This window comes from Desulfosarcina sp. (genome assembly GCF_055467485.1).
Map to the genome: position 1 here is coordinate 1 of NZ_JBUOIV010000063.1, position 26,265 is coordinate 26,265.

24 protein-coding genes and 1 riboswitch are annotated in these 26,265 nt (G+C 59.1%); of the genes, 17 read left to right on the forward strand and 7 right to left on the reverse strand.

What is annotated here, in order from left to right:
- Together ACZCED_RS20940 and ACZCED_RS20945 are read left to right on the forward strand one after the other, a co-directional pair.
- The coding region (locus ACZCED_RS20940; RefSeq protein ID WP_464861621.1) for a transglutaminase-like domain-containing protein at positions 1 to 328 on the forward strand (328 nt) is incomplete at its 5' end.
- Between the two features lie 221 nt (positions 329 to 549).
- A complete protein-coding gene (locus ACZCED_RS20945) occupies positions 550 to 2,052 on the forward strand; it encodes a multiheme c-type cytochrome (protein WP_464861622.1) in 1,503 nt (500 codons plus the stop codon).
- A gap of 85 nt (positions 2,053 to 2,137) precedes the next feature.
- Here ACZCED_RS20945 and ACZCED_RS20950 read toward each other — a convergent pair whose 3' ends face one another.
- Entirely contained in the window at positions 2,138 to 2,977 is an 840-nt protein-coding gene (locus ACZCED_RS20950) for a hypothetical protein (RefSeq protein ID WP_462972134.1), read from the reverse strand.
- Between the two features lie 108 nt (positions 2,978 to 3,085).
- A complete protein-coding gene (locus tag ACZCED_RS20955) occupies positions 3,086 to 4,483 on the reverse strand; it encodes a deoxyribodipyrimidine photo-lyase (RefSeq protein ID WP_464861623.1) in 1,398 nt (465 codons plus the stop codon).
- 261 nt (positions 4,484 to 4,744) lie between these two features.
- On the opposite strand from ACZCED_RS20955, the gene ACZCED_RS20960 reads away from it, so the two are divergent.
- The 7 genes from ACZCED_RS20960 to thiC all read left to right on the forward strand — a co-directional run bounded on the left by ACZCED_RS20960 (position 4,745) and on the right by thiC (position 12,496).
- Complete coding sequence (locus tag ACZCED_RS20960; protein ID WP_464861624.1) at positions 4,745 to 6,250, forward strand: sensor domain-containing diguanylate cyclase; 1,506 nt, start codon at positions 4,745 to 4,747, stop codon at positions 6,248 to 6,250.
- Between the two features lie 529 nt (positions 6,251 to 6,779).
- Positions 6,780 to 8,051, forward strand: coding sequence for a UDP-N-acetylglucosamine 1-carboxyvinyltransferase (murA, locus tag ACZCED_RS20965; RefSeq protein ID WP_462968201.1), 1,272 nt, complete (start codon positions 6,780 to 6,782; stop codon positions 8,049 to 8,051).
- 111 nt (positions 8,052 to 8,162) lie between these two features.
- Positions 8,163 to 8,269, forward strand: a riboswitch (TPP riboswitch).
- A gap of 119 nt (positions 8,270 to 8,388) precedes the next feature.
- Entirely contained in the window at positions 8,389 to 8,589 is a 201-nt protein-coding gene (gene thiS, locus ACZCED_RS20970; RefSeq protein WP_462968202.1) for a sulfur carrier protein ThiS, read from the forward strand.
- Positions 8,590 to 8,593: 4 nt separating this feature from the next.
- Complete coding sequence (locus tag ACZCED_RS20975; RefSeq protein ID WP_464861625.1) at positions 8,594 to 9,385, forward strand: thiazole synthase; 792 nt, start codon at positions 8,594 to 8,596, stop codon at positions 9,383 to 9,385.
- A 1-nt stretch (position 9,386) separates the two neighbouring features.
- The gene (thiH, locus tag ACZCED_RS20980) at positions 9,387 to 10,505 is read left to right on the forward strand and encodes a 2-iminoacetate synthase ThiH (protein WP_462968204.1); all 1,119 of its coding nucleotides are present in this window, start codon (positions 9,387 to 9,389) and stop codon (positions 10,503 to 10,505) included.
- 41 nt (positions 10,506 to 10,546) lie between these two features.
- A complete protein-coding gene (gene thiF, locus ACZCED_RS20985; protein ID WP_464861626.1) occupies positions 10,547 to 11,182 on the forward strand; it encodes a sulfur carrier protein ThiS adenylyltransferase ThiF in 636 nt (211 codons plus the stop codon).
- A 9-nt stretch (positions 11,183 to 11,191) separates the two neighbouring features.
- On the forward strand, positions 11,192 to 12,496 hold the full coding sequence (thiC, locus tag ACZCED_RS20990) for a phosphomethylpyrimidine synthase ThiC (RefSeq protein WP_464861627.1): 1,305 nt from the start codon (positions 11,192 to 11,194) through the stop codon (positions 12,494 to 12,496).
- Here the strand turns inward: thiC and cysK are convergent.
- Together cysK and epsC are read right to left on the reverse strand one after the other, a co-directional pair.
- Positions 12,493 to 13,413: a cysteine synthase A gene (cysK, locus tag ACZCED_RS20995; RefSeq protein WP_464861628.1), complete on the reverse strand. Its 921-nt coding sequence runs from the start codon at positions 13,411 to 13,413 to the stop codon at positions 12,493 to 12,495. The two genes, thiC and cysK, sit on opposite strands and share 4 nt — an antisense overlap.
- A gap of 31 nt (positions 13,414 to 13,444) precedes the next feature.
- Entirely contained in the window at positions 13,445 to 14,419 is a 975-nt protein-coding gene (gene epsC / locus ACZCED_RS21000) for a serine O-acetyltransferase EpsC (protein ID WP_462968207.1), read from the reverse strand.
- A 252-nt stretch (positions 14,420 to 14,671) separates the two neighbouring features.
- Here epsC and ACZCED_RS21005 point away from each other — a divergent pair, with 252 nt between their 5' ends.
- Complete coding sequence (locus ACZCED_RS21005; RefSeq protein WP_462968208.1) at positions 14,672 to 15,016, forward strand: hypothetical protein; 345 nt, start codon at positions 14,672 to 14,674, stop codon at positions 15,014 to 15,016.
- A gap of 125 nt (positions 15,017 to 15,141) precedes the next feature.
- Here the strand turns inward: ACZCED_RS21005 and ACZCED_RS21010 are convergent, their stop codons facing one another.
- Positions 15,142 to 15,603, reverse strand: a complete 462-nt coding sequence (locus ACZCED_RS21010; RefSeq protein WP_462968209.1) for an Lrp/AsnC family transcriptional regulator — start codon at positions 15,601 to 15,603, stop codon at positions 15,142 to 15,144.
- 92 nt (positions 15,604 to 15,695) lie between these two features.
- Here ACZCED_RS21010 and ACZCED_RS21015 point away from each other — a divergent pair, with 92 nt between their 5' ends.
- Complete coding sequence (locus ACZCED_RS21015) at positions 15,696 to 16,310, forward strand: LysE family translocator (RefSeq protein WP_462968210.1); 615 nt, start codon at positions 15,696 to 15,698, stop codon at positions 16,308 to 16,310.
- On the opposite strand, the gene ACZCED_RS21020 is transcribed toward ACZCED_RS21015, so the two are convergent.
- Positions 16,307 to 17,911 carry a B12-binding domain-containing radical SAM protein gene (locus ACZCED_RS21020; protein ID WP_464861629.1) on the reverse strand — a complete coding sequence of 535 codons (1,605 nt, stop codon included), beginning with the start codon at positions 17,909 to 17,911 and terminating at the stop codon, positions 16,307 to 16,309. The genes ACZCED_RS21015 and ACZCED_RS21020 overlap by 4 nt on opposite strands.
- 31 nt (positions 17,912 to 17,942) lie before the next feature.
- Positions 17,943 to 19,091 carry a sigma-54-dependent transcriptional regulator gene (locus tag ACZCED_RS21025; RefSeq protein WP_462968212.1) on the reverse strand — a complete coding sequence of 383 codons (1,149 nt, stop codon included), beginning with the start codon at positions 19,089 to 19,091 and terminating at the stop codon, positions 17,943 to 17,945.
- Positions 19,092 to 19,374: 283 nt separating this feature from the next.
- Here ACZCED_RS21025 and ACZCED_RS21030 point away from each other — a divergent pair, with 283 nt between their 5' ends.
- The 6 genes from ACZCED_RS21030 to ACZCED_RS21055 all read left to right on the forward strand — a co-directional run bounded on the left by ACZCED_RS21030 (position 19,375) and on the right by ACZCED_RS21055 (position 26,259).
- Positions 19,375 to 19,959 (forward strand): TetR/AcrR family transcriptional regulator, encoded by a 585-nt coding sequence (locus ACZCED_RS21030; RefSeq protein ID WP_462968213.1) that lies wholly within the window; start codon positions 19,375 to 19,377, stop codon positions 19,957 to 19,959.
- 305 nt (positions 19,960 to 20,264) lie between these two features.
- Positions 20,265 to 21,401 carry an acyl-CoA dehydrogenase family protein gene (locus tag ACZCED_RS21035; RefSeq protein WP_462968214.1) on the forward strand — a complete coding sequence of 379 codons (1,137 nt, stop codon included), beginning with the start codon at positions 20,265 to 20,267 and terminating at the stop codon, positions 21,399 to 21,401.
- 75 nt (positions 21,402 to 21,476) lie between these two features.
- Positions 21,477 to 22,274: an electron transfer flavoprotein subunit beta/FixA family protein gene (locus tag ACZCED_RS21040; protein WP_462968215.1), complete on the forward strand. Its 798-nt coding sequence runs from the start codon at positions 21,477 to 21,479 to the stop codon at positions 22,272 to 22,274.
- Between the two features lie 16 nt (positions 22,275 to 22,290).
- Entirely contained in the window at positions 22,291 to 23,295 is a 1,005-nt protein-coding gene (locus tag ACZCED_RS21045) for an electron transfer flavoprotein subunit alpha/FixB family protein (protein WP_464861630.1), read from the forward strand.
- Positions 23,296 to 23,347: 52 nt separating this feature from the next.
- Positions 23,348 to 24,820 (forward strand): 4-hydroxyphenylacetate 3-hydroxylase N-terminal domain-containing protein, encoded by a 1,473-nt coding sequence (locus ACZCED_RS21050; protein WP_462968217.1) that lies wholly within the window; start codon positions 23,348 to 23,350, stop codon positions 24,818 to 24,820.
- 122 nt (positions 24,821 to 24,942) lie between these two features.
- Positions 24,943 to 26,259: a phenylacetate--CoA ligase family protein gene (locus tag ACZCED_RS21055; RefSeq protein WP_464861631.1), complete on the forward strand. Its 1,317-nt coding sequence runs from the start codon at positions 24,943 to 24,945 to the stop codon at positions 26,257 to 26,259.
- The last annotated feature ends 6 nt before the right edge of the window (positions 26,260 to 26,265 follow it).

Here is a 26,265-nt window from a genome sequence, read left to right on the forward strand (position 1 = left end):
GGCCACCACCGTGGATACCGCCGTGGAGCAGGTGTTGATCGACCGCAAAGGCGTCTGCCAGGATTTCGCCCATGTGGCCATCAGCTGCCTGCGTTCCCTGGGGCTGGCGGCCCGCTATGTGAGCGGCTATCTGGAAACGTCGCCGCCGCCGGGAAAACCCAGGCTGGTCGGTGCGGACGCCTCACATGCCTGGATCTCCCTGTTCGTGCCGGGTGAGGGCTGGGTAGACCTGGACCCGACCAACAACCTGATCGCCGGTGAAAGCCACGTCACCGTGGCCTGGGGGCGGGATTACGGGGATGTCACCCCGGTGGCGCCGCAATCCTGATCGGCCGCAGCAGACAACGACTGCCGGGCATCCGCCTATCCAGAAGTCGTTGATGTGTTCCGTTAAAAGCGACCCTCGACTGCCGCTGGACAGCCCCTTTCACCCCTGTGTCTCCTTTTCTTGCGACCGGTTTCCAGGCCTGGAATCACTCTGGTATTCGACCGCTGTTATTGTTATGAAGGGGATATCTACACTGACATCGATCATCCATGGAGGACCCCATGCGAAACGTGTGTCTGTCTGTCTTTATCGTGCTGCTAACCGCATTTGCCGCCGGCACCGCCTTCGGTGATGCCGCAACCGTCAGCGAAGCCACCCAGGAGTGTCTGGATTGCCACAGCGTATTTCATCCGGGCATCGTTGCCGACTGGCAAAAGAGCCGTCACGCGCGGTTCACGCCCAAAGCGGCAATGGTGGTTGAGGAAAACCAGCGGCGGATGTCCAGCCAACAGGTGCCGGAAGCCCTTCAGGGAAACAGCGTGGGGTGCGCCGAGTGCCATACCCTGAGAGGCGAGGCCCACGCAGATACCTTCGAGCACAACGGCTACGAGATCCATGTAGTGGTCAGCCCGGACGACTGCGCCACCTGCCACGCCGCCGAACGTGAGCAGTATTCGAAGAACATCATGGCCTTGGCTGAAAAAAACCTGTCTGAAAACAAAGTCTACGCCGACCTGCAGCGCACGATTCTGGGCAGTGCCGCGGTCAAGGGGGACCGGGTTCACTTTGAACCGGCCAGCGACATGACCCGGGCGGATGCCTGTTACTACTGCCATGGCACCCGTCTGAAGGTGACCGGCACCGAGACCCGCGACACCGATGCCGGGGAGCTCGAGTTCCCCGTGATCGCCGGCTGGCCCAACCAGGGAGTCGGCCGGGTCAACCTGGACGGCAGCCGGGGAGCCTGCTCCTCGTGTCACACCCGCCACCGGTTTTCCATAGAGATGGCCCGCAAACCGTATACCTGCAAGGAGTGCCACGTGGGCCCGGATGTGCCGGCCTTTAAAGTCTACTCGGCCAGCAAACACGGCAACATCTTTTCATCCATGCAACACGAGTGGGATTTCAACGCGGTGCCGTGGACCATCGGCGAAAACATCCAGGCCCCCACCTGCGCCACCTGTCACATCAGTCTGACGGTCAACACGGACGGCGAGGTGATCAACCCGCGGACCCACCAGATGAGCGATCGGCTGGGCTGGCGCATCTTCGGGCTGACCTACGCCCACCCCCAGCCCCGATCGCCGGACACGACCATCATCCGCAACAAGGCCGGCCTGCAGCTGCCCACCGACCTGGACGGCGGTTTTGCCGCCGACTATTTGATCACTGCGGACGAAGCCGCCACTCGGCGCGCAAGCATGCAGCGCACCTGCCTGGCGTGCCATGACACATCCTGGGTCAAGGGCTATTTTGGGCGATTGGACAACACCATCGCCACCTCCAACGAAATGGTGAAGACGGCCACCGAGCTGATGCAATCGGTCTGGGACAAAGGCTATGCCCAGGGGTTGTCCGGCGGCGGCAGCATCTTTGATGAATACATCGAACGGCGTTGGAGTGATATCTGGCTGCTTTACGGCAACAATATCCGCTTCGTGTCTGCCATGGCCGGCGGCGGGGATTATGGTGTGTTCGAGGACGGCCGCTATCACCTGACCAGGGCGATCATGGACATGCACGACTGGCGGCAAACCCGCGATCTGATCATGAAAACGCCTTAAAGCTGCGGCAATTAGAAATGGCCTGGGCGGGGGAGGAGATTGGGCATCTGTGCGGTCGATGCAAGAGGCGGTTGAAAAGCGTCATTTAATCCGGTTCCATCAGTTGCGCCAGAATTTCTCCCGACCCTGAGTCCCGACGATGGCTTGCCAGCAGGTCCTCCAGCAAAAGCTGGCAGCGGTCCGGTTCTTTGGACGGGTCTATTGCCTGGAAGCGCTTCAGCCGCTCTTTGATGGCTGCCATTGATTTGATCAGATTCTGGTAATCTGAATAGAAGTGCCCCAGGTCGCTGAGCATGCTCGCATCGAAAGCAGTCTCCGGCGGGATCCAATCCTGGGGCTGTCGATCCTGAATACGCCGCCAGCCCAGGTAAGCCATGCCGGTTTCTTCGTATACCGATTGAACGTGAAGCTGAACATCTTGGGGCAGGTGTGCCAGGCTGCCTAACTCTTCATCCATTACCCTGCGGATCCAAAGCCTTTCAGCAGAACTCCTGTCCACCCGCTTTCCCGCAGGGGTTCCAGTCTTTGAAGCCTCCAGCTGTCGAGCGATCGACGCATACAATCGCAGGAGCCCGTCTTCTCCCGAAATGAGACGACGACCCTCGACGACCTGACCGGCGTCGACATCAGCCACACCCAATCGGCTGCAAAGCTGAATGGCCTGGTGCCACGTCGGCACCCATACCAGCTGCTGCCGCATCTTTTCTTGGCTGCCGAAAATGTCCGTAAACCGACGCATGCTCAGGATGAAGTAAACCCGCTTGGGAAAGGGAGACGGCGCCGAGATGACGGCTTCACGGTCCCAGACAAAACTTCCAACTTGAGGTGACCACGACAGCCCCCGCATCTTCAGCCGGTACGCGGCCGCAAGGACCGTATCGTCGATGGGAATGGGAAGGAGCGTTTCGACTGCTTCTGAGATCATGGTTAAGTCTCCACATTTTAATCGCACGCACACGCGGCGATAAAATTAACCATTCTGTATTCTGGAGCAATGAGGGCTACAAACGGGTCTTGTGTCAGGTAGAACCTATCATTTTCCAGGCCCGGCCCCGTCAATTCGATTACGGCCAAGGGCCGCGACCTTTTCGACGTAGGCCCGGATGTCGCATTTGCGTTCGAGACCGGATGCCGCCATGTAGCGCACCTTGCCGAAAATTTCCCGCTCGAACCATGCCCGGTCGTGCAGGCCGAACACCCAGCCCACGCCGGCGTACGAGTTGGGGTCGCGGCCGTCGAGGAAGTACCGGTTGTTCAGCGCGAGTGAGGTTTCAAAAGCCTGCTCAGGTGTCGGCGACCACTCGATGATCTTCTTGCCCCAGTACATGCGCATGTAGCTGTGCATGAAACCCGTGTCACGCATCTCGGCCATGGCGGCATTCCAATAGGCATCGTGGGTCTTGGCCGCCTCCAGGGTATGCCGGTCGTAGAGGGTCCCGCGCGGGTCGGCAGCATGTTCGGCTAGCGTTTTTTGTGCCCAGGCGGGTAGACAATCGTAGCGGTCATAGTCCGGGGTGTAGTGGACGAAATTGACCGCCAGCTCCCGGCGTACGATCAGTTCCTCAAGATAGGCCGCACGGTCCGCCTCGGCACCCGTGGGTGCATTGGCGATCTGCAGGGCCAGGAAGACCGGCGATATCTGCCCGAAGTGCAGGTAAGGGCTCATGTGGGAAATGTCGTCGGTCTGGGGCTGATTGCGGTTGCCGGCATAATTGTGCAGATGCCGGGCGATGAATCGGCGCAGCCGCTTTTTGGCTTCCCCAGGCCCGCCCTTGAAAAACGGCGTTACCGCAGGCACCGTCCGGTCAATGTCGAGGCCCTTTATAATAGTGTCCAGGGCGTCAAGGTCCAGGCCTTTCTGTCCGATATCGATGGATGCGTGTTTGGGTCGGTAGCGCGGGCAGGACACCATAAATTGTGCCAGGTGTTTGTGGATTTTGGGACGAATGGTGCGGGCCGCGTACTCGGCCTTGGGTGATACGGTGGCCACCGGCACCACCACATCGCCCTCCACGGCGACGACCCGGCAAGGTGCGGAGGAGGAGATCGACCGGCGCCAGGTGCGCTGATGGCGCGTGTAACCCACATCGCAGACCAGCAGCGCCGTCCGATCGATCAGTTGTCCGACCACGTTGGCGGGATCGCCTTTTCGCACCACCATGCCGATGCGGCGCCTGGCCAGTTGGCGCCGGGTTTCAGCCAGCCCGTCCAGCATGAAGCGGTAATGACGCAGGTTGGCCTCCGGATAGCTGTCGGTCAGCGCAAAAACCACCAGCACCGGCAGATCCAGACGATTGGCCTGATCGATGGCGTATTCCAGGGCCGGGTTGTCATGGGCCCGCTGGGACTGCTGCATCCAGTAGAGCACCCACGCGCCTTTTTCGATGGCCTTCCGGTTGAGAATGCTGATGCGCTCCTGTTCGATGCCCATTGATTCTGAATCCTTCCGCAAATGGGTTTGACACGGGGACGGGGCCCAAGGTAAGCCTATAATAGTCGGAAATGGGGTCGAACGACAAGGACCTTATTGATATCGCAGCGCGTTAGCCGGCGCCCGACTGAGAAGCGCACCCGGTCACCAGCAATTGCAGAACCCGGAGCGAATGCAATATCCCCGTCCACGACACACCGCAGACGCGGTTCCACCAGAGCAAAAATAGATGTGCCACGCGCACCCACGAGGGAGTCATTGATGCCGAAGGATGTTGAAGGTACAGAGGCGATTCTGTCTGAGATCGACACATTACGACGGCAGGTTGCCCGACTGAAAGGCATTGAGCAACGCTGCCAGAAGGCCGAAGCGGCACTCAGGGCCGTTGAGGAAAGAAACCGGCTATTAGGCGACAGCTCACCGCTTGGGATGTTCACCGTCGATGCCCTTGGCGGCATCACCGGTATCAACCGCAAAATGATGGACATGTTTGCCTGGACTTCTGTCGACGACCCCACATCGGTGAATCTGTTCGATGGTAAGGCCCTGGCTGGGGCGGGGATGGTTGCCGATATTCAACGTTGTATTGCCCAGAACAAGCCGGTGGTCGCGGAACACCCCTACACGGCCCCCGGGGGGTCCCGCATCCATCTGCGCTGCTATCTCAGCCCCATACCCGGAATCGATGGCACGGTCAGCGGTGTGATGGGCATTGTTGAAGACAATACCGACCTGAAGCGGACGGAGGAAGCGCTCAGGGAAAGCGAAAAACGCTATCGCCAGTTGTTTCAATCCGCCCCCTTCGCCCTGATCGAATGGGATGTTTCCCATCTGAAGGCCTATCTGGAAAAACTGCGCGCATCCGACGTTACTGATTTCAGGGAATATTTTGAAGGACATCCCCAAGAAGTTCATCACTGCTGGTCCTTGATTAAAACGGCTGACTACAATCAGGCCTTCTTAAAACTGATGGGTGTTGCCGGCAGCGAAGAGCCCAGCGGTGCGTTTATCCCAACGGACGCGGAGGGTTTTCTGAAGATGGCCCGGGAGATCATCCTGGTGGCGGCTGAGGGTAATACCGCAGAAGAACGGGAGGAGACCATCGTAACGACAACCGGCGAGCCCAAAATCGTGCTGGGGAAGTCACTGGTCGTCTCCGGACACGAGGACACCCTGGAACGGGTGGCGATTGCCATGGTAGACATCTCTCAGCGCAAGAAGGCGGAAGAGGCACTAAGGGAGAGTGAGCGACGATTTCGGGATCAGGCCTTGCGGGATGGGCTGACCGGTCTGTTCAATCAACGCTATCTGTACCAGTCTCTGGCCATATGGATTGACAGTGCCAAAACCACGGACATCCCGATTTCCCTGATATTCATGGACCTGGACCATTTCAAGACGATCGTTGACACCTATGGCCATCTCAATGGCAGCCGGGCCATCCGGAAAGTGGCCGGCACCATCGGCAACTGCCTGGAAGAACCGGCTTTTGCCGTGGCCTACGCCGGGGATGAGTTCGTGGTGGTCCTGCCTGGCATGGATCAGCCCCAGGCCCTGCAAAAAGCGTCCGAGATCCGTGCCAGCATTAAAAATTCGGTCTATGTGCTGGACCAGGGCATCGAGGTCCGGCTGCGCGCCAGCTTCGGGATAGCGACCTTTCCGCACCATGCCGAGGACTTGAACAGCCTGATCGCCGCCGCCGATCATGCCCTCTTCGCCATCAAGGAAGCCGGAAAAGACGCCGTCGGCCAGTTTACAAAGGGGTAACGGGTCCTATCCTGCCACGACAGGCAAAGGCCATCACCGGAACCGCCCCCCGGATGTTTAAAGCGCCTAACGGATCATCGGACTTAACGACAACTCTGCTTGGAGGCGCTCTCGTCATCGGCACCCAACCCGCCATGTTGACAGGTCAACGGCATAGCCAAAGAACGCCCGGTCAAAATAAACCGCTTGGTATTAAAAGAAAAGATGGAGCCTCCAAACCATTGAGAGTGCCTCCGCAACATCTCAAGGAATGGGTTAAAAAAGCGGCTGAATAGTTGAGTTGAACCGCGACAGCGAGGGCATACCTCGTCGCTTGCGGCGGGCAGGGTTCAATGGATGTTCTGCAGCCTTGCGCACGCCGATGACGGATCCGGTGAAAATCAGTTGCCGTGGACATGCATTTGTGCCTATTTACCGGACTGTGCCGCCGGCCGGTGAACCCGGCACCGGCCATCCATCGTAAATCCAGCAAACCGTAATCGTGACGATGGCCGATCGTCACCTGCACAACCCTAGCGAGGAAAACCAAATGACCGGTGAGGCGTATATCGAAATCGACGGGGGCAAGCCCCTGTCCGGCAGTGTTTGCGTGCAGGGATCCAAGAATGCGATCCTGCCCATGCTGGCCGCATCCCTGCTGCCTGAAAAGGGATGCAGCGTAATCCGCAATGTTCCGCCGCTGAACGACATCCTCGTAGCCTTCGACCTCATGCGCCATGTGGGCGCCACGGTGGACTATTTTGCCAACGAGAAAGTGGTCTGCGTGGATGCCACCCACTTGACCCGGTCGGACCTTCCCGAATCCCTCACCTGCCGCCTGCGGGCCTCTGTGCTCTTCATTCCGCCGCTGCTCAAACGGTTGGGTGAAGTCCGGCTGCCCAGTGTCGGCGGCTGTCCGTTAGGGGCCCGAAACCTGAACTACCACTACCGGGGATTTGCCCGGCTGGGGGCCCGGATCACCAGCGGCGATGACTTTGTCATCAGCGGTGAAGCATTCACGGGCAATACCATGTACCTGGATTTTCCCAGCCACACCGGCACGGAGAACCTGATGATGGCGGCCTGTTTTTCGAAGGGCGTGTCCATCATCGAGAATGCCGCCTCCGATCCGGAAATCTACGATTTCGCCAACTTCCTGATCAAGATGGGCGGCCGGATTCACGGCCTGGGCACCCGGACACTGACCGTGGAAGGGGTGCCGGCCCTGAATCCCATCGACCACTACGCCATGAATGATCGGTTGGATGCCGGTTTGTTCATGATGGCCGCCGGGATTGCCGGGGGCAAGATTTCCATCATCGGCGTGGCCCCCGGGGACCTGCGGATTCTCATCGAAAAGATGATGCAGATGGGAATCGACATCGGCATCAACGGGCACGTGCTGGACGTGTCGTCGCCCGGCAGAGGTCTGAAACCGGTAAACGTGCTCACCTGCCCCTACCCCGGATTCGCCACGGATTTCCAGCCGGCCATCATGGCCCTCTCCTGCATCGCCGACGGTCAAAGCTACATCCGGGAGCGCATCTTCGACAAGCGCTTCAGCCAGGTGGCCGAACTGAGAAAACTGGGGGCGTCCATCGACCTGGATGAAGAGGACGGCCTGGCCATCGTCAACGGACCCACTACGTTTAACGGCGCGGACACCGATCCGGACAACATTCGGGCGGCCTCGTGCATTCTGCTGGCCGGACTGGCCTGCCCGGAAAAGACCATCATCCGCAACGTCTATCAGATCGGCAGGGGGCATTTCGACATCGAAAACCGGTTCCAGCAGATCGGTGCCAGCGTGGCCATCAGATAGGCGTCGCCGATCCGTCGTTTCCGGTGGACCCGGATATTTTCGCTCGTATCGCCGACACCTGCGGTTCATCGCTTGACTTTGCCGACCACACCCTTTACTGTGCAACCATCATCCAAATGCTGGGGGTGCCCCGACAGTGGGGCTGAGATGGCGCAAGGCGCCAACCCTTTGAACCTGATGCAGATAATACTGCCGTAGGGAAGCACGACAAGAAAAAGCGCGTTCGACTCTTTTTGTCAGGCTTGCCCATTGTGGCGAGCCTTTTTTCATTTTGAAGGGCGGGTATCCGCCTGCAACCAGCGACGCAACGCCTGTCAACCGCATTTCGAGGACAACCATGGACATCCAGCTCAATGGGCAAACGACATCGGTGGCGCCAGGCATCACCATCGGCGACCTGATCCGTGGCAAGGATCTGGACCCGGAAACCGTGGTGGTGGAGCACAACCTGACGATCATCACGACTGACCAATTGGACCAGATCACCTTGAAGCAGAACGATGCCCTCGAAATCCTCAGATTCGTGGGTGGAGGATGAAACGATGAAGCCAAACCATTTCAAGGATGCCCTGACCATCGGCGGGCGTGCGTTTGACTCGCGCCTGCTGATCGGCACCGGCAAGTATCCGGCAGATGACATGATCCCGAAAATAATTGCGGCCGCGGGATCTCAGATCATCACCGTGGCCCTTCGCCGGGTTGATTTTACGGCAACCACCGACAACGTGATGCGGCACATTCCCGCCGACATGCAGCTGCTGCCCAACACCTCCGGGGCCCGCACTGCCGAGGAGGCGGTGCGCATCGCCCGGCTGGCCCGGGCTACCGGCTGCGGCAACTGGGTCAAGATCGAGGTTATCCCGGACAACCGGCACCTGCTGCCAGACGGTCACGAAACCGTCCGGGCCACCGAAATCCTGGTCAAGGAAGGCTTTGTGGTGCTGCCTTACATCAACGCGGATCCCATCGTCGCCCGCCAACTGGAGGCCGCGGGAGCCGCCGCCGTGATGCCGCTTGGCGCACCCATCGGCACCAACCGGGGGCTCACCACCCGGGAGATGCTGCAGATCATTATCGACGAGATCGACGTCCCCGTGGTGGTGGATGCGGGCATCGGCAAACCCTCGCAGGCCTGCGACGCCATGGAGATGGGTGCCGACGCCTGCCTGGTGAACACCGCCATTGCCAGCGCAGCGGATCCGGTAGCCATGGCCGGGGCTTTTGCCACAGCCATAAGTGCCGGCAGGCAGGCCTGGCATGCCGGATTGGGAGCCATGCGGACATATGCTGACGCATCGTCACCGCTGACCGGTTTCCTCTATGAGCAGGAATAAAATGCAGACCATGAATTTTTACGACCGGTATGCCGCCTATCGCGACGGCGGCTTTTCCCGACGGGTTCGATCGGTAAGCGACGGAGAGGTTCGACGGGTGCTGGACAAACACACGCTCTCCCCCGATGATTATCTGAGTCTGCTGTCACCCGCGGCGATGCCGCATCTAGAGCGCATGGCCCGGAAGTCCCACGCCCTGACGGTCGCCCATTTCGGCCGCACCATGGTGCTGTATACGCCGCTGTACCTGTCCAACTTCTGCACCAACCATTGTCTGTACTGCGGTTTCAGCCGTAACAACCGCATCGTCCGCCGCCAGTTGACCCTGGCCGAAGTGGAGACTGAAGCCCGGGCCATCGCCGCGACCGGACTCAAGCACGTCCTGATTCTCACCGGCGACGCGCCGGATATCGCCGGCGTAGATTACATCGCAAGCTGCTGCAAGGTGCTCAGCCGCTATTTCCCGGCCATCGGCATGGAGATCTATGCCTTGTCGCAGGCCGACTACGCACGCCTGATCGAGGCCGGGGTCGACAGCCTGACCATTTACCAGGAAACATACAACGAAGCGCTCTACGGACGGCTGCACCCCAAAGGCCCCAAACGGGACTATCGCTTTCGCCTGGATGCACCGGAGCGCGCCTGCCGGGCAGGCATGCGGGCAGTCAACGTGGGGGCGCTGCTGGGCCTGGACGACTGGCAACGGGACGCCTTCTTTACCGGCCTGCACGCCGGCTACCTCCAGGAGCGTTACCCGCAGGCGGAGATCAGCGTATCCTTGCCCCGCATGCGGCCCCACGTGGGCGGTTACCAACCCGGATGCATCGTCGAAGACCGCCATATCGTCCAGGCGATGACCGCCCTGCGCCTGTTCATGCCCCGGGTGGGCATCACCATCTCCACACGGGAAAGCGCCCGCTTCAGGGATCGGCTCCTGCCGCTGGGTGTCACCCGCATGTCCGCCGGTTCATGCACAGCCGTGGGCGGCCGAACCGACAGGACGGACAGCACCGGCCAGTTCGACATATCCGATGAACGCTCGGCCCCGGAAATGGTGGACATGCTTCGCCGGGCCGGCTGGCAGCCGGTTTTCAAGGATTGGCAAAGCCTTGGTGGCTAGACTCACGGCGGCAAACAAAAAGAAAACCGGATTAAGCGACCATGGCGGCAAACCCTTTTCTCGACGGTCTGCAAACTCATTTTACGGACAATCAGATCCGGCGCCTGGGATCGGCATGCGTAGGCATTGCCGGTGCCGGCGGCCTTGGGTCTAACGCATCCGTCCATCTGGTCCGTTCCGGCATCGGACGGCTGGTGGTTGCCGACTTTGACCGTGTCGCCCCGTCCAACCTGAACCGCCAGTATTATTTCGTCGACCAGGTGGGCATGAAAAAAGTGATCGCACTCGAAACCAACCTGAAGCGGATCAACCGCGATCTTGACATGCAGGCATTGGATATACGCCTGAATGCCGTCAATGTCGGCCGTGTATTCGAACACTGCCACATCATCGTAGAAGCCCTGGACCTCGCCCGGGACAAGAAGATGATGGCCGACGCCTTCATGACCGATCCCCGTCTGCTGGTAAGCGCTTCGGGCATCGGCGGCTGGGGTGACAGCGACCGGATCCGGACCCTTGCCGTGCGTGATGCCTTTTACCTCGTCGGTGACGGGCACTCGGAAGTATCCGATACCCTGCCACCGACATCGGCCATCGTCGGCATCGCCGCCGCCAAACAGGCGGATGTGGTGATCGAAGCCATCTTGGACGACCTTCACTTGAACCCTTTCACATAAGGAACAATCATGACCTTCACCACCCAGATGGACGCCGCCCGCAAGGGAATCGTCACGCCCCAGATGAAGATCGTTGCCCAAAAGGAGGAGATGGCCCCCGATGCGCTGCAGGCGCTGATCGCCGCCGGCAAGGTGATCATCCCGGCCAACAAGAACCACACGAACCTGAATCCGGAAGGCGTCGGCCAGGGACTGCGCACCAAGATCAACGTCAACCTGGGCATTTCCAAGGACTGCTGCGACGTCGATCTGGAGATGGACAAGGTCCGGCTGGCCCTGGCGCTGAAAACCGAAGCCATCATGGATCTGAGCTGTTATGGCAAGACCCGGGAATTCCGGCGCCGGCTGGTAGAGGGGTCGCCGGCCATGATCGGCACCGTTCCCATCTATGACGCCGTGGGATTTTACGACAAAAATCTTAAAGATCTCACCGTGGATGAGATTTTTGATGTGGTGGTGCGCCACTGCGAAGACGGGGTGGACTTTCTGACCATCCATGCCGGGCTCAACCGCAGCGCCGCCGAAAAAATAAAGCGCCGGGAGCGCATCACCAACATCGTCTCCCGGGGCGGCTCCCTGATGTTCACCTGGATGCAGCTCAACGACCGGGAAAACCCCTTTTACGAACACTTCGACCGACTGCTGGACATCTGCCAGACGCACGACGTCAGCCTGAGTTTAGGAGACGGATGCCGCCCGGGCTGCCTTCACGATTCCACCGACGCGAGCCAGGTCGAAGAGCTGATCACCTTGGGCGAGTTGACCAAGCTGGCCTGGGAGAAGAACGTCCAGGTGATGATCGAAGGACCGGGCCACATGGCGCTGAACGAAATCGCCGGCAACATGATGCTGGAAAAACGCTTGTGCCACGGCGCGCCGTTTTACGTGCTGGGGCCCATCGTCACCGACGTGGCGCCCGGCTACGACCACATCACCAGCGCCATCGGCGGAGCAGTGGCCGCGGCCAGCGGCGCCGATTTTCTCTGCTACGTCACCCCGGCCGAGCATCTGCGCCTGCCCGACCTCGAAGACATGAAAGAGGGCATCATCGCCACCCGCATCGCCGCCCATGCCGCCGATATCGCCAAGGGCATCCCCGGTGCCAGAAGTTGGGACGACGCCATGGGCCGGGCGCGGGCGGATCTGGACTGGAAGCGGATGTTGAGTCTGGCCATGGACCCGGAAAAAGCCACACGCTACCGGGAAAGCTCGCCGCCCGAACACGAAGACAGCTGCACCATGTGCGGAAAAATGTGCGCCGTGCGCAATATGAACCGGGTGCTGGAGGGGAAGGATATACAGCTCAACGATTAAACAAACAGTTCCGTACTCAGATACCGTTCGCCCGTGCTGGGCAAAACCGTGACGATGCGCTTGCCGGCATTTTCCGCCCGCGCCGCCACCTGAATGGCCGCCCACACCGCCGCACCGGAGGAGATGCCGCACAAGATGCCTTCCCTGGCTGCCAGTTGCCGGGCCGTCTCGAAGGCGTCATCGTTGGAAACGGTGACCACATCGTCGATCAGCGACCGGTCCAGCACCTGGGGCACGAAACCGGCACCGATGCCCTGGATCTTGTGGGGTCCCTTTTCGCCGCCGGAAAGCACCGGCGATGCGGACGGTTCCACGGCCACACACTGGAAGCCGGGTTTCTTCTCCTTTAAAAAGCCTCCCACACCGGTAAGCGTGCCGCCGGTGCCGACGCCGGAGACTAAAATGTCCACATCACCGGCCGTGTCCGTCCAGATTTCCTCGGCCGTGGTCTCCCGGTGAATACGGGGATTGGCCGGGTTTGCGAACTGGTTGGGCATAAATGAACCCGGATTCTCGGCCACGATGGCATTGGCTTTTTCGATGGCCCCTCCCATACCTTGAGGACCGGGGGTGAGCACCAGCTGCGCCCCCAGGTGCCGGAGCAGCTTCTGGCGCTCGACACTCATGGTTTCCGGCATGGTCAGGCAAAGCCGGTAGCCCCTGGCGGCACAGATGAAGGCCAGCCCGATGCCGGTGTTGCCGCTGGTGGGTTCCACGATCAGGGTGTTCGGCCCGATCAACCCTTTTTTTTCCGCATCGTCGATCATGGCGGCGCCGATACGGTCCTTGACGCTGCCCAACGGATTGAAAAATTCCAGCTTGGCGACGATCTCGGCATGAAGATCGCCACCGGTGTGGTTCAGTCGGACCAGGGGGGTCTTGCCGATGGTGGTGTCCATGGCTTGGTGAACGGTCATAGTAGCCTCCTTGCAAACGGATAGTCGGTAATCAGCTGCCGGTCTTCCGGCGGGCCTCTTTGATGATCAGCCTCGGCATTTCCATCATCACGGTGCTGTCGGGCGGGATGGACTCGGTCAGCCAGACGTTGCCGCCCACCACGGAACGCGCGCCGATAACGGTGTCACCTCCTAGTACGGTGGCCCCGGAGTAAATGATGACCTCGTCTTCGATGGTCGGATGGCGCTTTTTTCCGCGCAGCTTTTCTCCCGCATCCTTGGGCAGGGACAGGGCGCCCAGGGTTACCCCCTGATAGATGCGCACATCACTGCCGATCTCGGTGGTCTCACCGATTACCACGCCGGTGCCGTGATCGATGACAAACCGGCCGCCGATGGTCGCCCCGGGATGGATATCGATACCGGTGATGCTGTGGGCATGCTCGGTCATGATGCGTGGAAGCATGGGCACCCCCAGCTTGAATAATTTGTTGGCCACCCGGTAAACGCTGATGGCGTAAAGGCCCGGATAGCTGAAGATAATTTCATCATGGCTTTTTGCCGCGGGATCTCCCTCAAAGGCTGCCCGGACATCCGAGGCCAGGACCTGGCGGATCTCAGGGATGGCGTCCATCACCTCAAGGGCAATGCTGTGTCCCTGGGATTCGCAGCCGCTGCAGGAAAGATGGTAGCGCAGGCAGTCGTGCCGGACATTGTGGGTGATCTGTTCGGCCAGCAGGTCGAATAGCTTGGACACGGTCTGCCCCAGGCTGTATCGCATGTTCACCGGGTCCAACTTCTCACGGGAGAAATAGCCGGGGAAAAGAAGTTCCCGGAACATGTCGATGATGTCGGTCACAAACCCTTCAGAAGGGATGGGCTCGCTGTCGATATGCGTGTAACAGGGGCTGTTCTGGCAGTGATCGACAATTCGCTCTGCGATTTCAGGCAGCTTCAAACGCGCCTGCTCGTGGCATTCGACGTCGGACCGGCATGTGCCTTCGTCAATGGGGGTGTTGGCTTTCATCAGGTTTCTCCAAAAGATGGCAAACCGCTGCCACCACTGTTAAATGGGAATAACCACTACAGTAACCATAAAGAAAAGGTTGTCAAAAATCCGGTAAAGGGGAGATGTTTTCCGGTTGTGGACGATACCTGGCCGCCGGCGAAATTGACAAGACCGATCGAATTTGATTTGATGCGGCCGACCCAAAGAACCGCTGCCCGCCGGGACGCGGAAACGACCCGATTCTTGCAGGACAACCAAAGGTGTCGGTATATGACCGGTCTGGAAGATCTGAAGATTGCCGCCCTCAGCCCCGAGGATCTCGAAACCATTCGGGCCCTGGAGAGAAAGCTGGGGGCGAACATCCGCCTGGTGGCCGTGGAAACCAAGGACGTTCTCTACGCCCTGGAGGCCAAGATGGCACCCAACCAGTGGCAGCGGGTGGACACGGTCTATCCGGAAATCAGGGACATCAAGGCCTATTACGCCGAGCATGACCTCGCCAGGGAAGCCAAGGGATGGCTCAAGGGCTTTTTGATCAACAACACTCTCAACCCCAAACCCGTCAAGCGCCCTATCCGCATCCGCCAGGTGGTCAATACAGAATCCGGTAACTGAGGGTTTTGATCAACACGCCACGGAACCTCCCGCGGCAAGCCGAGGGGGAGGTTCTGCCTGTGACGGTGGTGCTGCGCAGCACCGTAAGTCTGAAAATCGACACCCGGTTCGCTCGCTGTCACGGTTCAAGGCAGCGGCACCATCGTCATCTTGTCCACCGGCGTGGAAAGCACGATGGCCGTTTTTGTCTGGCCGAATGGGCTCAACCGGGCCACCACCGCTTCTAAATCGGACACATCCTCCACACGAACGAACAGGACGAACGAGGCGTCTCCGCTGATGTGATGGCAGGCGCTGATCTGAGGCATCTCGGCAGCCAATGTCTTGACGGCCGGGTAGTGCCGGGCGTCGGTGGTCAGCTGGATGAAGGCGGACACCGACCGGCCCATGGCAGCCGGGTCGATGCGGGCGTGGTAGCCCTTGATCACCCCCGCCTCCTCCAGTTTTTTCACCCGCTCGGCCACCGCCGGCGCCGACAGTCCCACCTTTTCGCCAAGGCGACTCAGGGGGATTCTGGCATTTTCCTGCAGCGCGGCAAGGATTTTTCGTCCGATTCGATCGAGCAGTTTATCAACCTGAAGGTCCATGGCCTGATTTTCCTTGGATTGTTAAGTGGACGGCCTCGAAAACCGTGGTTTGGCCATGGCCTCGGCGACACCGCTCGTGTAGTGTTGCCGCCATGGACCTCTCTTTTTTCGTCAAAGGAATGGTGTTCGGATTCTCCATCGCCGCCCCGGTCGGCCCAATCGGCATCCTGTGCATCCGCCGCAGCCTGACCGGGGGATGGACGGCCGGCCTGCTCACCGGGATGGGTGCGGCCACGGCCGATGCCGTGTATGGCTGTGTGGCCGGCTTCGGCCTCGCCGGCATCACCGGGTTGGTTGTCGGCCAGCGCGCCTGGATCCAGACCGTCGGCGGCCTGTTCCTCTGCTGGCTGGGCGTGCGCATCTTTCTGTCCGGAACCGACGACAAGCCGCCGTCCCAGGCACCCGCCAGTGCCGCCATGGGCTATCTCTCCGCGCTGCTCCTCACCCTCACCAATCCCATGACCATCCTCTCTTTTACCGCGGTATTCGCCGGTATGGGCCTCGGCAGTATCGGTGCCGGCCGCATGGCCGCCGGCTGGCTGGTAGCCGGCGTGTTTTCCGGTTCGATGGCCTGGTGGACGATCCTAACATGGGCCAGCAGCCGGTTCAACGCCCGCATGAGCGCCAATGCCATGCGCTGGATCAACCGGTTCTCCGGGGCGGTGCTCTCCGGGTTCGGACTGGCGGCGGTGATCGGACGGCTCTAGCTGACCGGCAAACCGTCCCGGAACCGTCTGCACAGCTCGACCGACACCCGATGATCGTATACGGTGCCATCGGGTTCAAGTCCGCGGATACCCCCATCCCAAAGGAACGCCGCCAGCAGTTTCAGGCCCGCCTGGAAACGGTCCAGGGGCAGCGCAATACGATTGTCCACCGGCGCCGGCCGGGGAATCGGGACGCCAGCGGATTCCAGCGACTTCATGAAATTGAGCAACCGGCCCAGCCGCAGCAGGGTGACCGATTCGGTGCGCGAGGTGCGCTGGTCGATGGGCAGCGCCGTGGCGCGCATCCGGGCGAAGGCTGCCGGCAGCAGACCCAAATCCCGGCAGCGCTCATAATCCGCGCTGCCCGGCGCCGGGTAGAACACGGAGACACCGGCCAGCACCCGGCGCCGGGCCAGGAACAGCAGGTCGTCCACCGACGACAGGGGATCCTGGTCGGGTGCCCCGACGATGATGTACCCCACGGCCGCGAGTTCCTCCCGTTGGGCATAATCGAGCGCCCGGTCGAACGCAATGCGCACATCGGGCCGGTTGAAGCGCTGCAATTGTCCGGCATCCGCACTTCCCAGAGATAGATTGAGGGTCTTGAAACCGCTGGCCTTCATGGCCCGCACGACCGGTTCGGTAAGGGTCGGCGGGAACAGGCCGTTCATGGCCCGAAGCTCCGGCATACAATCGCCGAATATGCCGCGTATCCCTTCCATCAACTCAAGGAACCACCGGCGGTCCATGGTGAGATTCTCATCCTCGAAGTCGACGAATCCCACCTGACGCCCCGCCGACGCCGCCTGCAGTTCCCGGATGACGGCAGCGACCGGTCGTTTCCTGAAACCCATCCACGATTCAGCCCCGGTGGCGCAGTAACTGCACTTGAGTGGGCACCCCCTGCCGGCGGTAACCACGACGCTGTCCTGCCCGAACCGTTGATAGAATTGTCGCCGGATCAGGCTAAAGTCCGGCACGGGAAGCCGGTCCGGGTCCCGGCAAACGGCGGGGTTGCTGATATGAAGGGATCCGTCGGGGTTGCGGTACACGATACCCGGCACACCCGAAATGCTCCCGCCCGACTTCAATGCCGTGGCCAGGGCCGGCAGGCCGACCTCGCCTTCCCCCCGGAGCACCAGGTCTACAGCCGGCTCCGCCATCACCGCCGCAGGCAAGGCCGTGGGATGATGGCCGCCAAGGACCACCGTGCCGCCAGGCAGGCCGGCTTTTGCCATCCGCGCCACAGCCAGCGCCATATCGCTGTATGCGGTGAATAGAGCAGCGATACCGACGAGAAACGCCCCGGATGCCTTTACCTGCCGGCTGAGATGCTCAAAGCTGTAACCGTAATGGCGGTAATGATGAAACAGGCCAAAAGGGCTGCGGTCCGCCCGGCCATAAAAGGCCGCCAGGTCGTCCATCCCTTCAGGCGGATCGATAACCCGCGACTTGCCGGTGGCCAGGGCATCCAAGATGGCCACGGAAAATCCTTTTTGTGCGGCGGCGGCGGCGATGGAGGCCAACCCGTAGGGTATGGTCCGCTTGGCAGTCAGGTAGAAGTCCGCAATCGGTGGCTGGATCAGGAGGATATCTACCATGGCAGTGCGGCGTCTGAAAACGAAAGGGCCATCAGCTCATTTTAGAGATGGTGCCAAAGGTACGGATCTCCGCCGGCAGATCCTCGGGGCCAATGGCATTTTCGACGCCCATGGCAAAAGCCCGCTCGATAACGTTCTGCAGCTGGATCAGATTACCCGGCCAGTGATAGTGGAGCAGGATGTCCATGGCCGACGGGGTGATGCCGTAGATCCGGGTTTTGGCCGACGGGCTGTCCGTGTAAAGAAAATGGTTGATCAGCAGCGGGATATCCTCCTTGCGCTCCCGAAGTGGAGGAAGCTTGATAAACACCGCATTGAAAAGATCCAGCAGATCCTTTTTCATGGCGCCGCTGGCGATGACTTCATCCAGTTCCCTGCCGGTTCCGGCGATCAGGCGCGGGCGCTGACCGGTATCTGTTTCCGCATCGCCCAAAAGCACCATCATCCGTTCGCGTATCGTCGACGGAAGCGCGGAGACCTCGTCCAGATAGAGGGTGCCGCCGTTTACGGATGCGAGCATACCCGACAGATGGGCGGCGATTTCATCTTCTGTTTTGTTCTTTTTGCTGAGACTGTTGCAGTTTACCGGCACGAAGGGCAGCGTTTTGCGGTCGCTGGTATCGTGGATGGTTCTTGCCGTCAACTCCTTGCCCGTCCCGCTCTCCCCATGGATCAGAACCATGGGGTTCTCGATGCTGATGGTGTCGATCACCTCATAGATTTCACGCATCTTGGGGCAGAAACCGATCATCTTGCCGTATTGGTGGCGCTCCCGGGATATCTTGCGGATCAGTTGCGCCTTATCCTTGATCTTCTTCTCTTCGACGATCCGGTCGATGATCAACCTGAGGTGATCCAGCTTGAAGGGCTTTTGCAGGTAGTCATAACTGCCGTATTTCATGGCCTGTATCGCCGACTCCATCGACCCGTAGCCGGTAACGATGATCACCTCGGTCTGGGGCCGGTATTTCTTGATCGCCACCAGGAGCTCCAGGCCATTGAATTCAGGCATCTTGTAGTCGGTGAAAACAATGTCGATCTGCTTTTCCTTCACGATCCCCACCGCCTCGATGCCGTTGTCCACGGTGGTCACATCATAGCCTTTTATCGTCAGATACTGCTCGACCATCGCCAGAATGTCTCGGTCGTCGTCTACAAATAGGATTCGGGTGTCAGACATGGCATTCTCCGCAAAATGTAAGGGGCAAGGGATACGTTTTTTACTTAATGCATTCATATAGTAAACCCAGTTTAAAAGATCAACCATTGGATAGGCCGCGCAGCACTCGCACCTTGCGCGACTGGCCCGTCGCCGCCAGGCGGACCATTCCAGGAGAAACCCGCTCATTATAAAAAAGACTTGACAAATGTCCGGTGCGGTAATATTACCCCGGACAGACCGACTGGTCTGTCTGACCTGCAACCGTCCACCCGACTAACATTATACAATTGGCAACGACTGAATGAGCCTGAAAAAAACCATCATTCACGAATCCATGCGGCTATTCTCCATGAAAGGGTTCACCAGCACTTCCATCGATGAGATTTTAACCGCCTCCAATTCCTCCAAAGGCGGATTTTACAATCATTTCAAAAGCAAGGAGGAGCTCTTTTTACAGGTTTTGGATGAAGCGCGGCAAATCTGGCGCGAACGCAATTTGGCCGGTATGGGACCGGATCAGGATCCGATCGCCAATATCAAGCAGCTGCTGGTCAACTTCCGGGATCGCTATCTGAAAGATTCGCATGATTTTCCGGGCGGCTGCATTTTTATCATCCTACTGGTTGAACTGAAAAACCAGCGCCCCCACCTGGCTGATGAAATCAATAAAGGATTCATCGGGTTGAAAGGCCTGATCAAGCGGTTTTTGGATCAGGCCAGCGATTCAGGCAGACTGCGTGCGCATGCGAACACTGAAACCATCAGCGAAATGATCTTCAATGGCATGATGGGTGCCGCAGTCGCCTATACCGGCCAGAAATCCGGTACGAATCTGGATCAGGCCATCGACTGCATGTTTTCGTATATCGAGTCCTTCGAGACCTGATGGTGGGTCTCGATAATCGAATTTTTTTTCCCGCATACAAGACCGACCGGTCTGTCTTTCCGGTCAGTCTCTATTGATCAGAACCCGATCGACGGAGTTGGCAATTGCGAGACGGCATTGCTGCTGATGGTGTCGGGCAACATGGGAAAAACAGCTTACCGACGGCCTCATCGCTATCCACAGGACCCCATGTCCCGTATGGAACCGAAGCGGTACGGGAGCCGGCGACTGCTTCCCATGACGGGCTGAGCGCCGCAGCGATCAATAACCAACCATAAGTGTTCACTCACAGAGAGGAGTTGTCCATGATCGATTTCACTTTCACGGAAGAGCAGGAGATGTTCCGCAAGGCAGCCCGCGAGTTCGCTGAGACACAGGTGGCTCCCTTCGTCCCCGAGATGGAGCAGACCGGCAAGGTGCCCGCTGGCTTGGTCAAGGCGCTGGGCGATGCCGAGATGATGGCCCTGACCATACCGGAGGCCTATGGCGGATTGGAACTGGGCTACACCGCCCGCCTGATCGCCCTGGAAGAGATCAGCCGCATCTCCGTGGCCACGGCCATGATGCTGCAGGTGTTCGCTCTGGGCATCGAACCGATCGTCAAGTTCGGCACCGAAGCGCAGAAACAAAAATTCCTGCCCGGCCTGGCCACTGGCGAACGGTTGGCCACGGCGGCGGTCACCGAAGCCACGGGCGGCAGCGATCCCACTGGCATTCGCACCGCCTATCGCAAGGACGGCGACGACTTCATCGTCAACGGCCGCAAGTGCTTCATCACTAACTCGCATATCGCCGACACGCTGACCATACTGGCCAAGAGCGAGGAGGATCCCAAGGCTTTTTGCGCCTTTCTTGTTGAAAAGGATATGCCTGGTTTCAAGGCCACCCACGAAGAACACAAGGTGGGTATGCGCGGCTGCAACACGGGCGAGTTGGCCTTCGAGAACCTGAGAATCCCCAAGGAGAACCTGCTGGGCGTGGAAGGCAAGGGCCTGCGGGTGACTATGGCGGCCATCGGCGATGTGGGACGTGGCGGCATGGTTGGCTGCGCCCTGGGGTTGCAGGCCGCTTGCCTGGAGGCCTCGATCCAGTTTGCCAACGAACGCATTCTTTACGGCAAGCCCATCAGCCGGCTGCAGACCATCCAGAACAAGATCGCCGAGATGAAGATCGACCTGGAAGCCGGGCGATTGCTGGGCTATCGGGCGGCTGCAATCCAGGACAAGGGCCAGGCATCTTCCAACGAATTCGCCGTGGCCAAGTACTATACCACCGAGGCATCCCAGAAAGCCGCCAAGATGGCGGTCGATATCCATGGCGGCTACGGCTGCATGGAAGAGTATGCAGTCAGCCGCTACATCCGCGATGCGGCCGTCGTCGGCCCCTCGGCGGGCACCTCAGACATCATGAAAGTGATCATTGCACGTTGGGCACTGTCTTGAAATGGTCTAATTCAGTCTGTGGACCTTGATCGGTCCACGCCTGAAAACCACTATTGAAACCTCAGAGGACTATCCATGTTTCACATCGTCGTTTGTGCCAAGGCGGTTCCGGACCCGCAACAGGCCTGCAACGTAAAAATAGACCCGATTACCAAAACGCTCATGCGCTGTGATGTTCCCATGGTGCTCAACCAACTTGACAAAAATGCCATGCAGGCGGCGCTGGAACTCAAGCGGCAATTCGAAGCCAGGATCACGGTGCTGAGCATGGGGCCTCCGGATGCCGTTGAAGTTGTCAAGGAGTGTTTGGCGCTGGGTGCTGATGAAGGGATCCTTCTTACCGATCCCGCATTTGGCGGTGCGGACGCCTACGCCACGGCCTACACCCTTGCCAAAGCCGTTGAGAAATTGAACCCGGTGGACCTGGTGCTGTGCGGCATGGCCAGCAGCGATGGGGCCACCGAATGGGTAGGCCCCGAAATGGCGGTTTTTCTGAATCTGCCGGTGGTGACCATGGTTTGCGAGATCGTCGAATCCAGTTCGCAGCGATTCATCGTTAAGGCCGCCTTGGCAAACGGTTACCGTCTGATGGAGGTCACACTACCGGCCGTATTGACCGTCACACGGGACCTGAACACACCGCGCGCCTTGAGTTTTTCGGGAATCGTCAAGGCGCGCAAAAAAACAGTGGCCAACTGGCGTGTCGCGGATATCGGGGTACCCAAGGAGATGGTGGGCCTGGCGGGTTCGCCAACCATCGTGTCGTCTTTACAGCCGACGGACAACCGACGGTCGGTCACCATGCTTGCCGGCAGCATGCAGGAAAAAGCGGACCAGCTTCTCGAGCGATTGGTGGATATCGGCGTCATTTAATCGAAAGGATAGGATCATGGAAAAGGGTTTGGGTCCGGTATGGGTAGTTGCCGAACAGCGCGAATGCAGGATCCGGGGCGTTTCATTGCAGCTTCTCGGCCGGGCCAGGGAACTGGCCGACCAATTGGGCACCCGAACCGAAGCCATCCTGTTGGGCCAGCACATGCAAGGCCGCCTTGAACCGCTGATGGCTGCCGGTGCCGAACGGGTTTACCTGGGCGACCATACGGTGCTTTCGCACTATGAGCCTGAAATCTATACAGAAACCATCGTTCAGCTGGCTTGCGCGCACCGGCCGGAAATCATTCTCATGGGGTCAACCGCCATGGGTCGCGAACTTGCTCCGTTGGTGGCCGCGAGACTGGAAACCGGCCTGACCGCTCACTGCACCGACCTGAGACTGAATGCCAACATGGTCCTTGAGCAGATCATCCCCGCCTACGGCGGTCTTTTATCGATTGTTTGTCCAAAAAAACGTCCCCAGATGGCCACCGTGGCCAAAGGGGTATTTCCCATGCCTGCCATGGACGGGAACACGCACGGTGAGGTGATCATGGTGGCGGTTCCCACCGACGGGCAGCACCGATTGCGAACGCTGGAAGTGGTCACCCGCGTTCCTGACGATGTCCCTCTGGAGTCGGCCGAGCGGGTTGTGGCCGGCGGTGCGGGCGCCGGGGACCCTGACGGCTGGCGTTGCATCGCCGAATTGGCCGGCACCCTGAACGCAGCCTTGGGCTGCACCCGCCCGGCCGTTGATGAAGGCTGGGCCCCCCTGGAGACCATGATCGGGCAGAGCGGCCGCATGGTTAGCCCCAAGCTTTACATCGGCGTGGGGTTGTCGGGTGAACAGCAGCATATGGTTGGCATCAGCGGCGCTGAACTGATGGTGGCCATCAATAATGACCAACACTCACCGGTTTTCGATCAGGTGGATATCGGGATTGTCGAAGATTGCCGGTCCTTTCTTCCCCTGCTGATTGAGGCGATAAAATCGCACAAAGAAAAACGAGTCACCTGCTGAGATGAGCAAAAACCGACTGATTTAACTACCACATCAAAAAAGGAAAACTTCCATGGCCCTTAAAACAAGAGAAGACTATCTGGCTGCCCTTAAGCAGATGAGGCCCAACATCTACAAGTTCGGAGAATTGATTACGGATATAACCACTCACCCGGCCACCCGGCGCACCGTGGAAAGCCATGCCATGTGCTACGACGCCTCCAACGATCCGGATTTGGAAAAAATGTACACCACCACCTCCTCTTTCACCGGGGAGAAAATTCACCGCTGGAACTCCATGATGCAGGAAGAGGGAGAACTGATCAGCAACATGAAGTTGAAGCGCCAGAACTATCGACGCAGCGGAACCTGCACCGGGGGTGTCTGCGTCGGCTGGAACGCCCAAAATGTCATGTGGGCGGTGACCCATGAAATCGATGCGAAATGCGGCACCAATTACCAGGAGCGGCTGAAAAAGTGGATCTTGCATGCCGAGAAAAATGGCTTGACCGTGGCCGGGGCCCTTACGGATGCCAAAGGAGACCGGAGCCTGAAACCATCGCAGCAGGCTGACCCGGATACCAACCTGCACATCACCCAGGTCCGCGAGGACGGTATCGTTATTCGCGGCGTCAAAGCCATGATATGCAGCACAGCCGCTTCCAATGAGATTTTCCTGCTGCCGGGCAGCATTTACGGCGAGGCGGACAAGGACTTCGCCCTTTCCTGCGTCGTCCCCCGGGATATCGAAGGCCTGACCATCGTTGAGGCGACCCGTCCCAGCGATCAGCGGGATTTGAACGAATCCGATCTAAACGAAACGCCCAATACGGGTATTACCCAGGGGTGGTTGTTGTTCAAGGATGTATTCGTGCCCAACGAGCGGGTGTTCATGTGCAAAGAATTTGAATTCACATCGAAGGTCATCGGCTTTTTCACGGCCAATTATCGTGCCTGCATTGGTGCCTGCGTGGCCGGACAGGGCGATGTCATGATCGGCGCATCCATGCTGATGGCAAGGGCCAACGGATTGTCCGCCAAAGTGTTCATGAATAAATTGGTGGACATGTCCATCAACAACCAGATCACTTTCGGTTTGGGGGCCGGCGCACTTGCCGTGGGCTCGAAACACCCGTCCGGATCCTGGTTTGCCGATCCGCTGACCGCCCATACGAATAAGGTCATGGTGGCCACGTTGCCCTATGAAGTCAAGCGGCTGACCCAGGAGATTGGCGGCGGCATTGTCGAGACGGGGTGTATGCCCTCTGCCAGGGACTTGGAGAATCCCGAATACGGGCACATGCTCCGCCAAGCGCTGAAGGCCGGCGCCTGTTCCGGTGAGGCTCGTTTCAAGGCCGCCCGTTTGGCCGAGTGGCTCACCGTGGGCGGCGGGATTCCAGGATGTATGCATGGCGGCGGTTCTCCTGACGGTGCAAAACTGGTCGTCCGGTTCACCACCCCCATGGAGGAATATGCGGAATATGCCCGCAAGGTGATGAATATCGAAGAGAAAATTGAAGAACCCGCGAAGCCGGCGAAAAAGTAGGATTGGCGCTACCCTCCCGCACTGAACGAGGCGAGGGGTATGGCTGGCAGCCCTATTGGCTATAGAAAATAGTGATGGCTCAAGGGGCTCTAGGGAAGCATCTAAAGGAAAGGAATGCAAAGATGAGCAGCTATCGCGCTTTTTGGGATGAAGAACTGGAGACGATGCCGAGAGACAAGCTCCAAGCTTATCAATTCCAATTGTTGAAACAAAACATCGACCTGGCCTACCACCAATCGCCATATTACAAACGTCACTTTCAGGAGGCAGGCGTCGCACCGTTTCATTTGGAAAGCGTTGAGGACTTAAAAAGATTTCCAACGATTGACAAGAAGGTTTTGCGGACCCAACAGGAGATCTGCCCGGATTTCGGGGATTTGACATGTGCTTCTGAAGAGGATTTTGTATTCCTCAGCGCATCCAGCGGCTCGACCGGCGTTCCTACCGCCTCACCGTTCACCGCCAAAGACTTTGAGGCTTTTCAGGACTGCGAGGCGCGTTTATTCTGGTCATCGGGCATGCGCCCGACGGACCGCTATTGTCATGCATTGAATTTCACCCTTTTCGTCGGCGGACCCGATGTGATCGGGGCCATGAAACTGGGTGCGCTGACCATTTGGGCCGGCACCATCCCCTCGGAACGCCTGCTGTCAATTTTCCAGACATGGAAGCCCACCGTCACCTGGACTACGCCCTCGTACGCCTGGTATTTGGGCGAAACCGCCAAGGAAGCGGGGATCAACGTGGCGGATCTTGCCATCAAGAAGATTTTCGTGGCTGGGGAACCTGGCGGTTCCATCCCCGAAACCCGCCATAGTATTGAGGCGTTGTGGAACGCTGACGTCTACGACTATTACGGGCTTTCGGATATCTTCGGCGCATGCGCCGCCATGTGCGAGGCAAAGGAAGGGCTGCACTGGGCCGAGGACCACATCTATGTGGAAGTGGTCAACCCCGAAACCGGTGAGGAGGTCACCGAGGGGGAGCGGGGCGAAATGATCCTGACCTCGCTCAAAAAGGAGGCCCGCCCGCTGATCCGGTTCCGCACCGGCGACATCGTCTCCTATACGACCGAGAGATGCCGATGCGGCCGAACGCATATGCGCCTGGATGGAATCCATGGGCGGCTCGACGACATGATGATCATCAAGGGTGTGAATGTATTCCCCAGCGACATCGAAACCATCGTGAGGAACAACCCCATGCTCACCGGTGAATACGTTTGCGTGATCACCGAAGAAAAGCACATGGCCGTGCTCACGGTGGAAGTGGAGAAACAGGAGGACTTTGCTGGAGACGAAAGCGAACTGGTCGGCAGCATCCAAAACGAGTGCAAAAAAATCGTCGGGATCAAACCGCGTGTCACCGTACTGCCGGCCAAATCCATCGCCCGGGCAACCCACAAAGCCAAACGGGTGAGGGATGAGCGTAAAAAATAGAGGAGA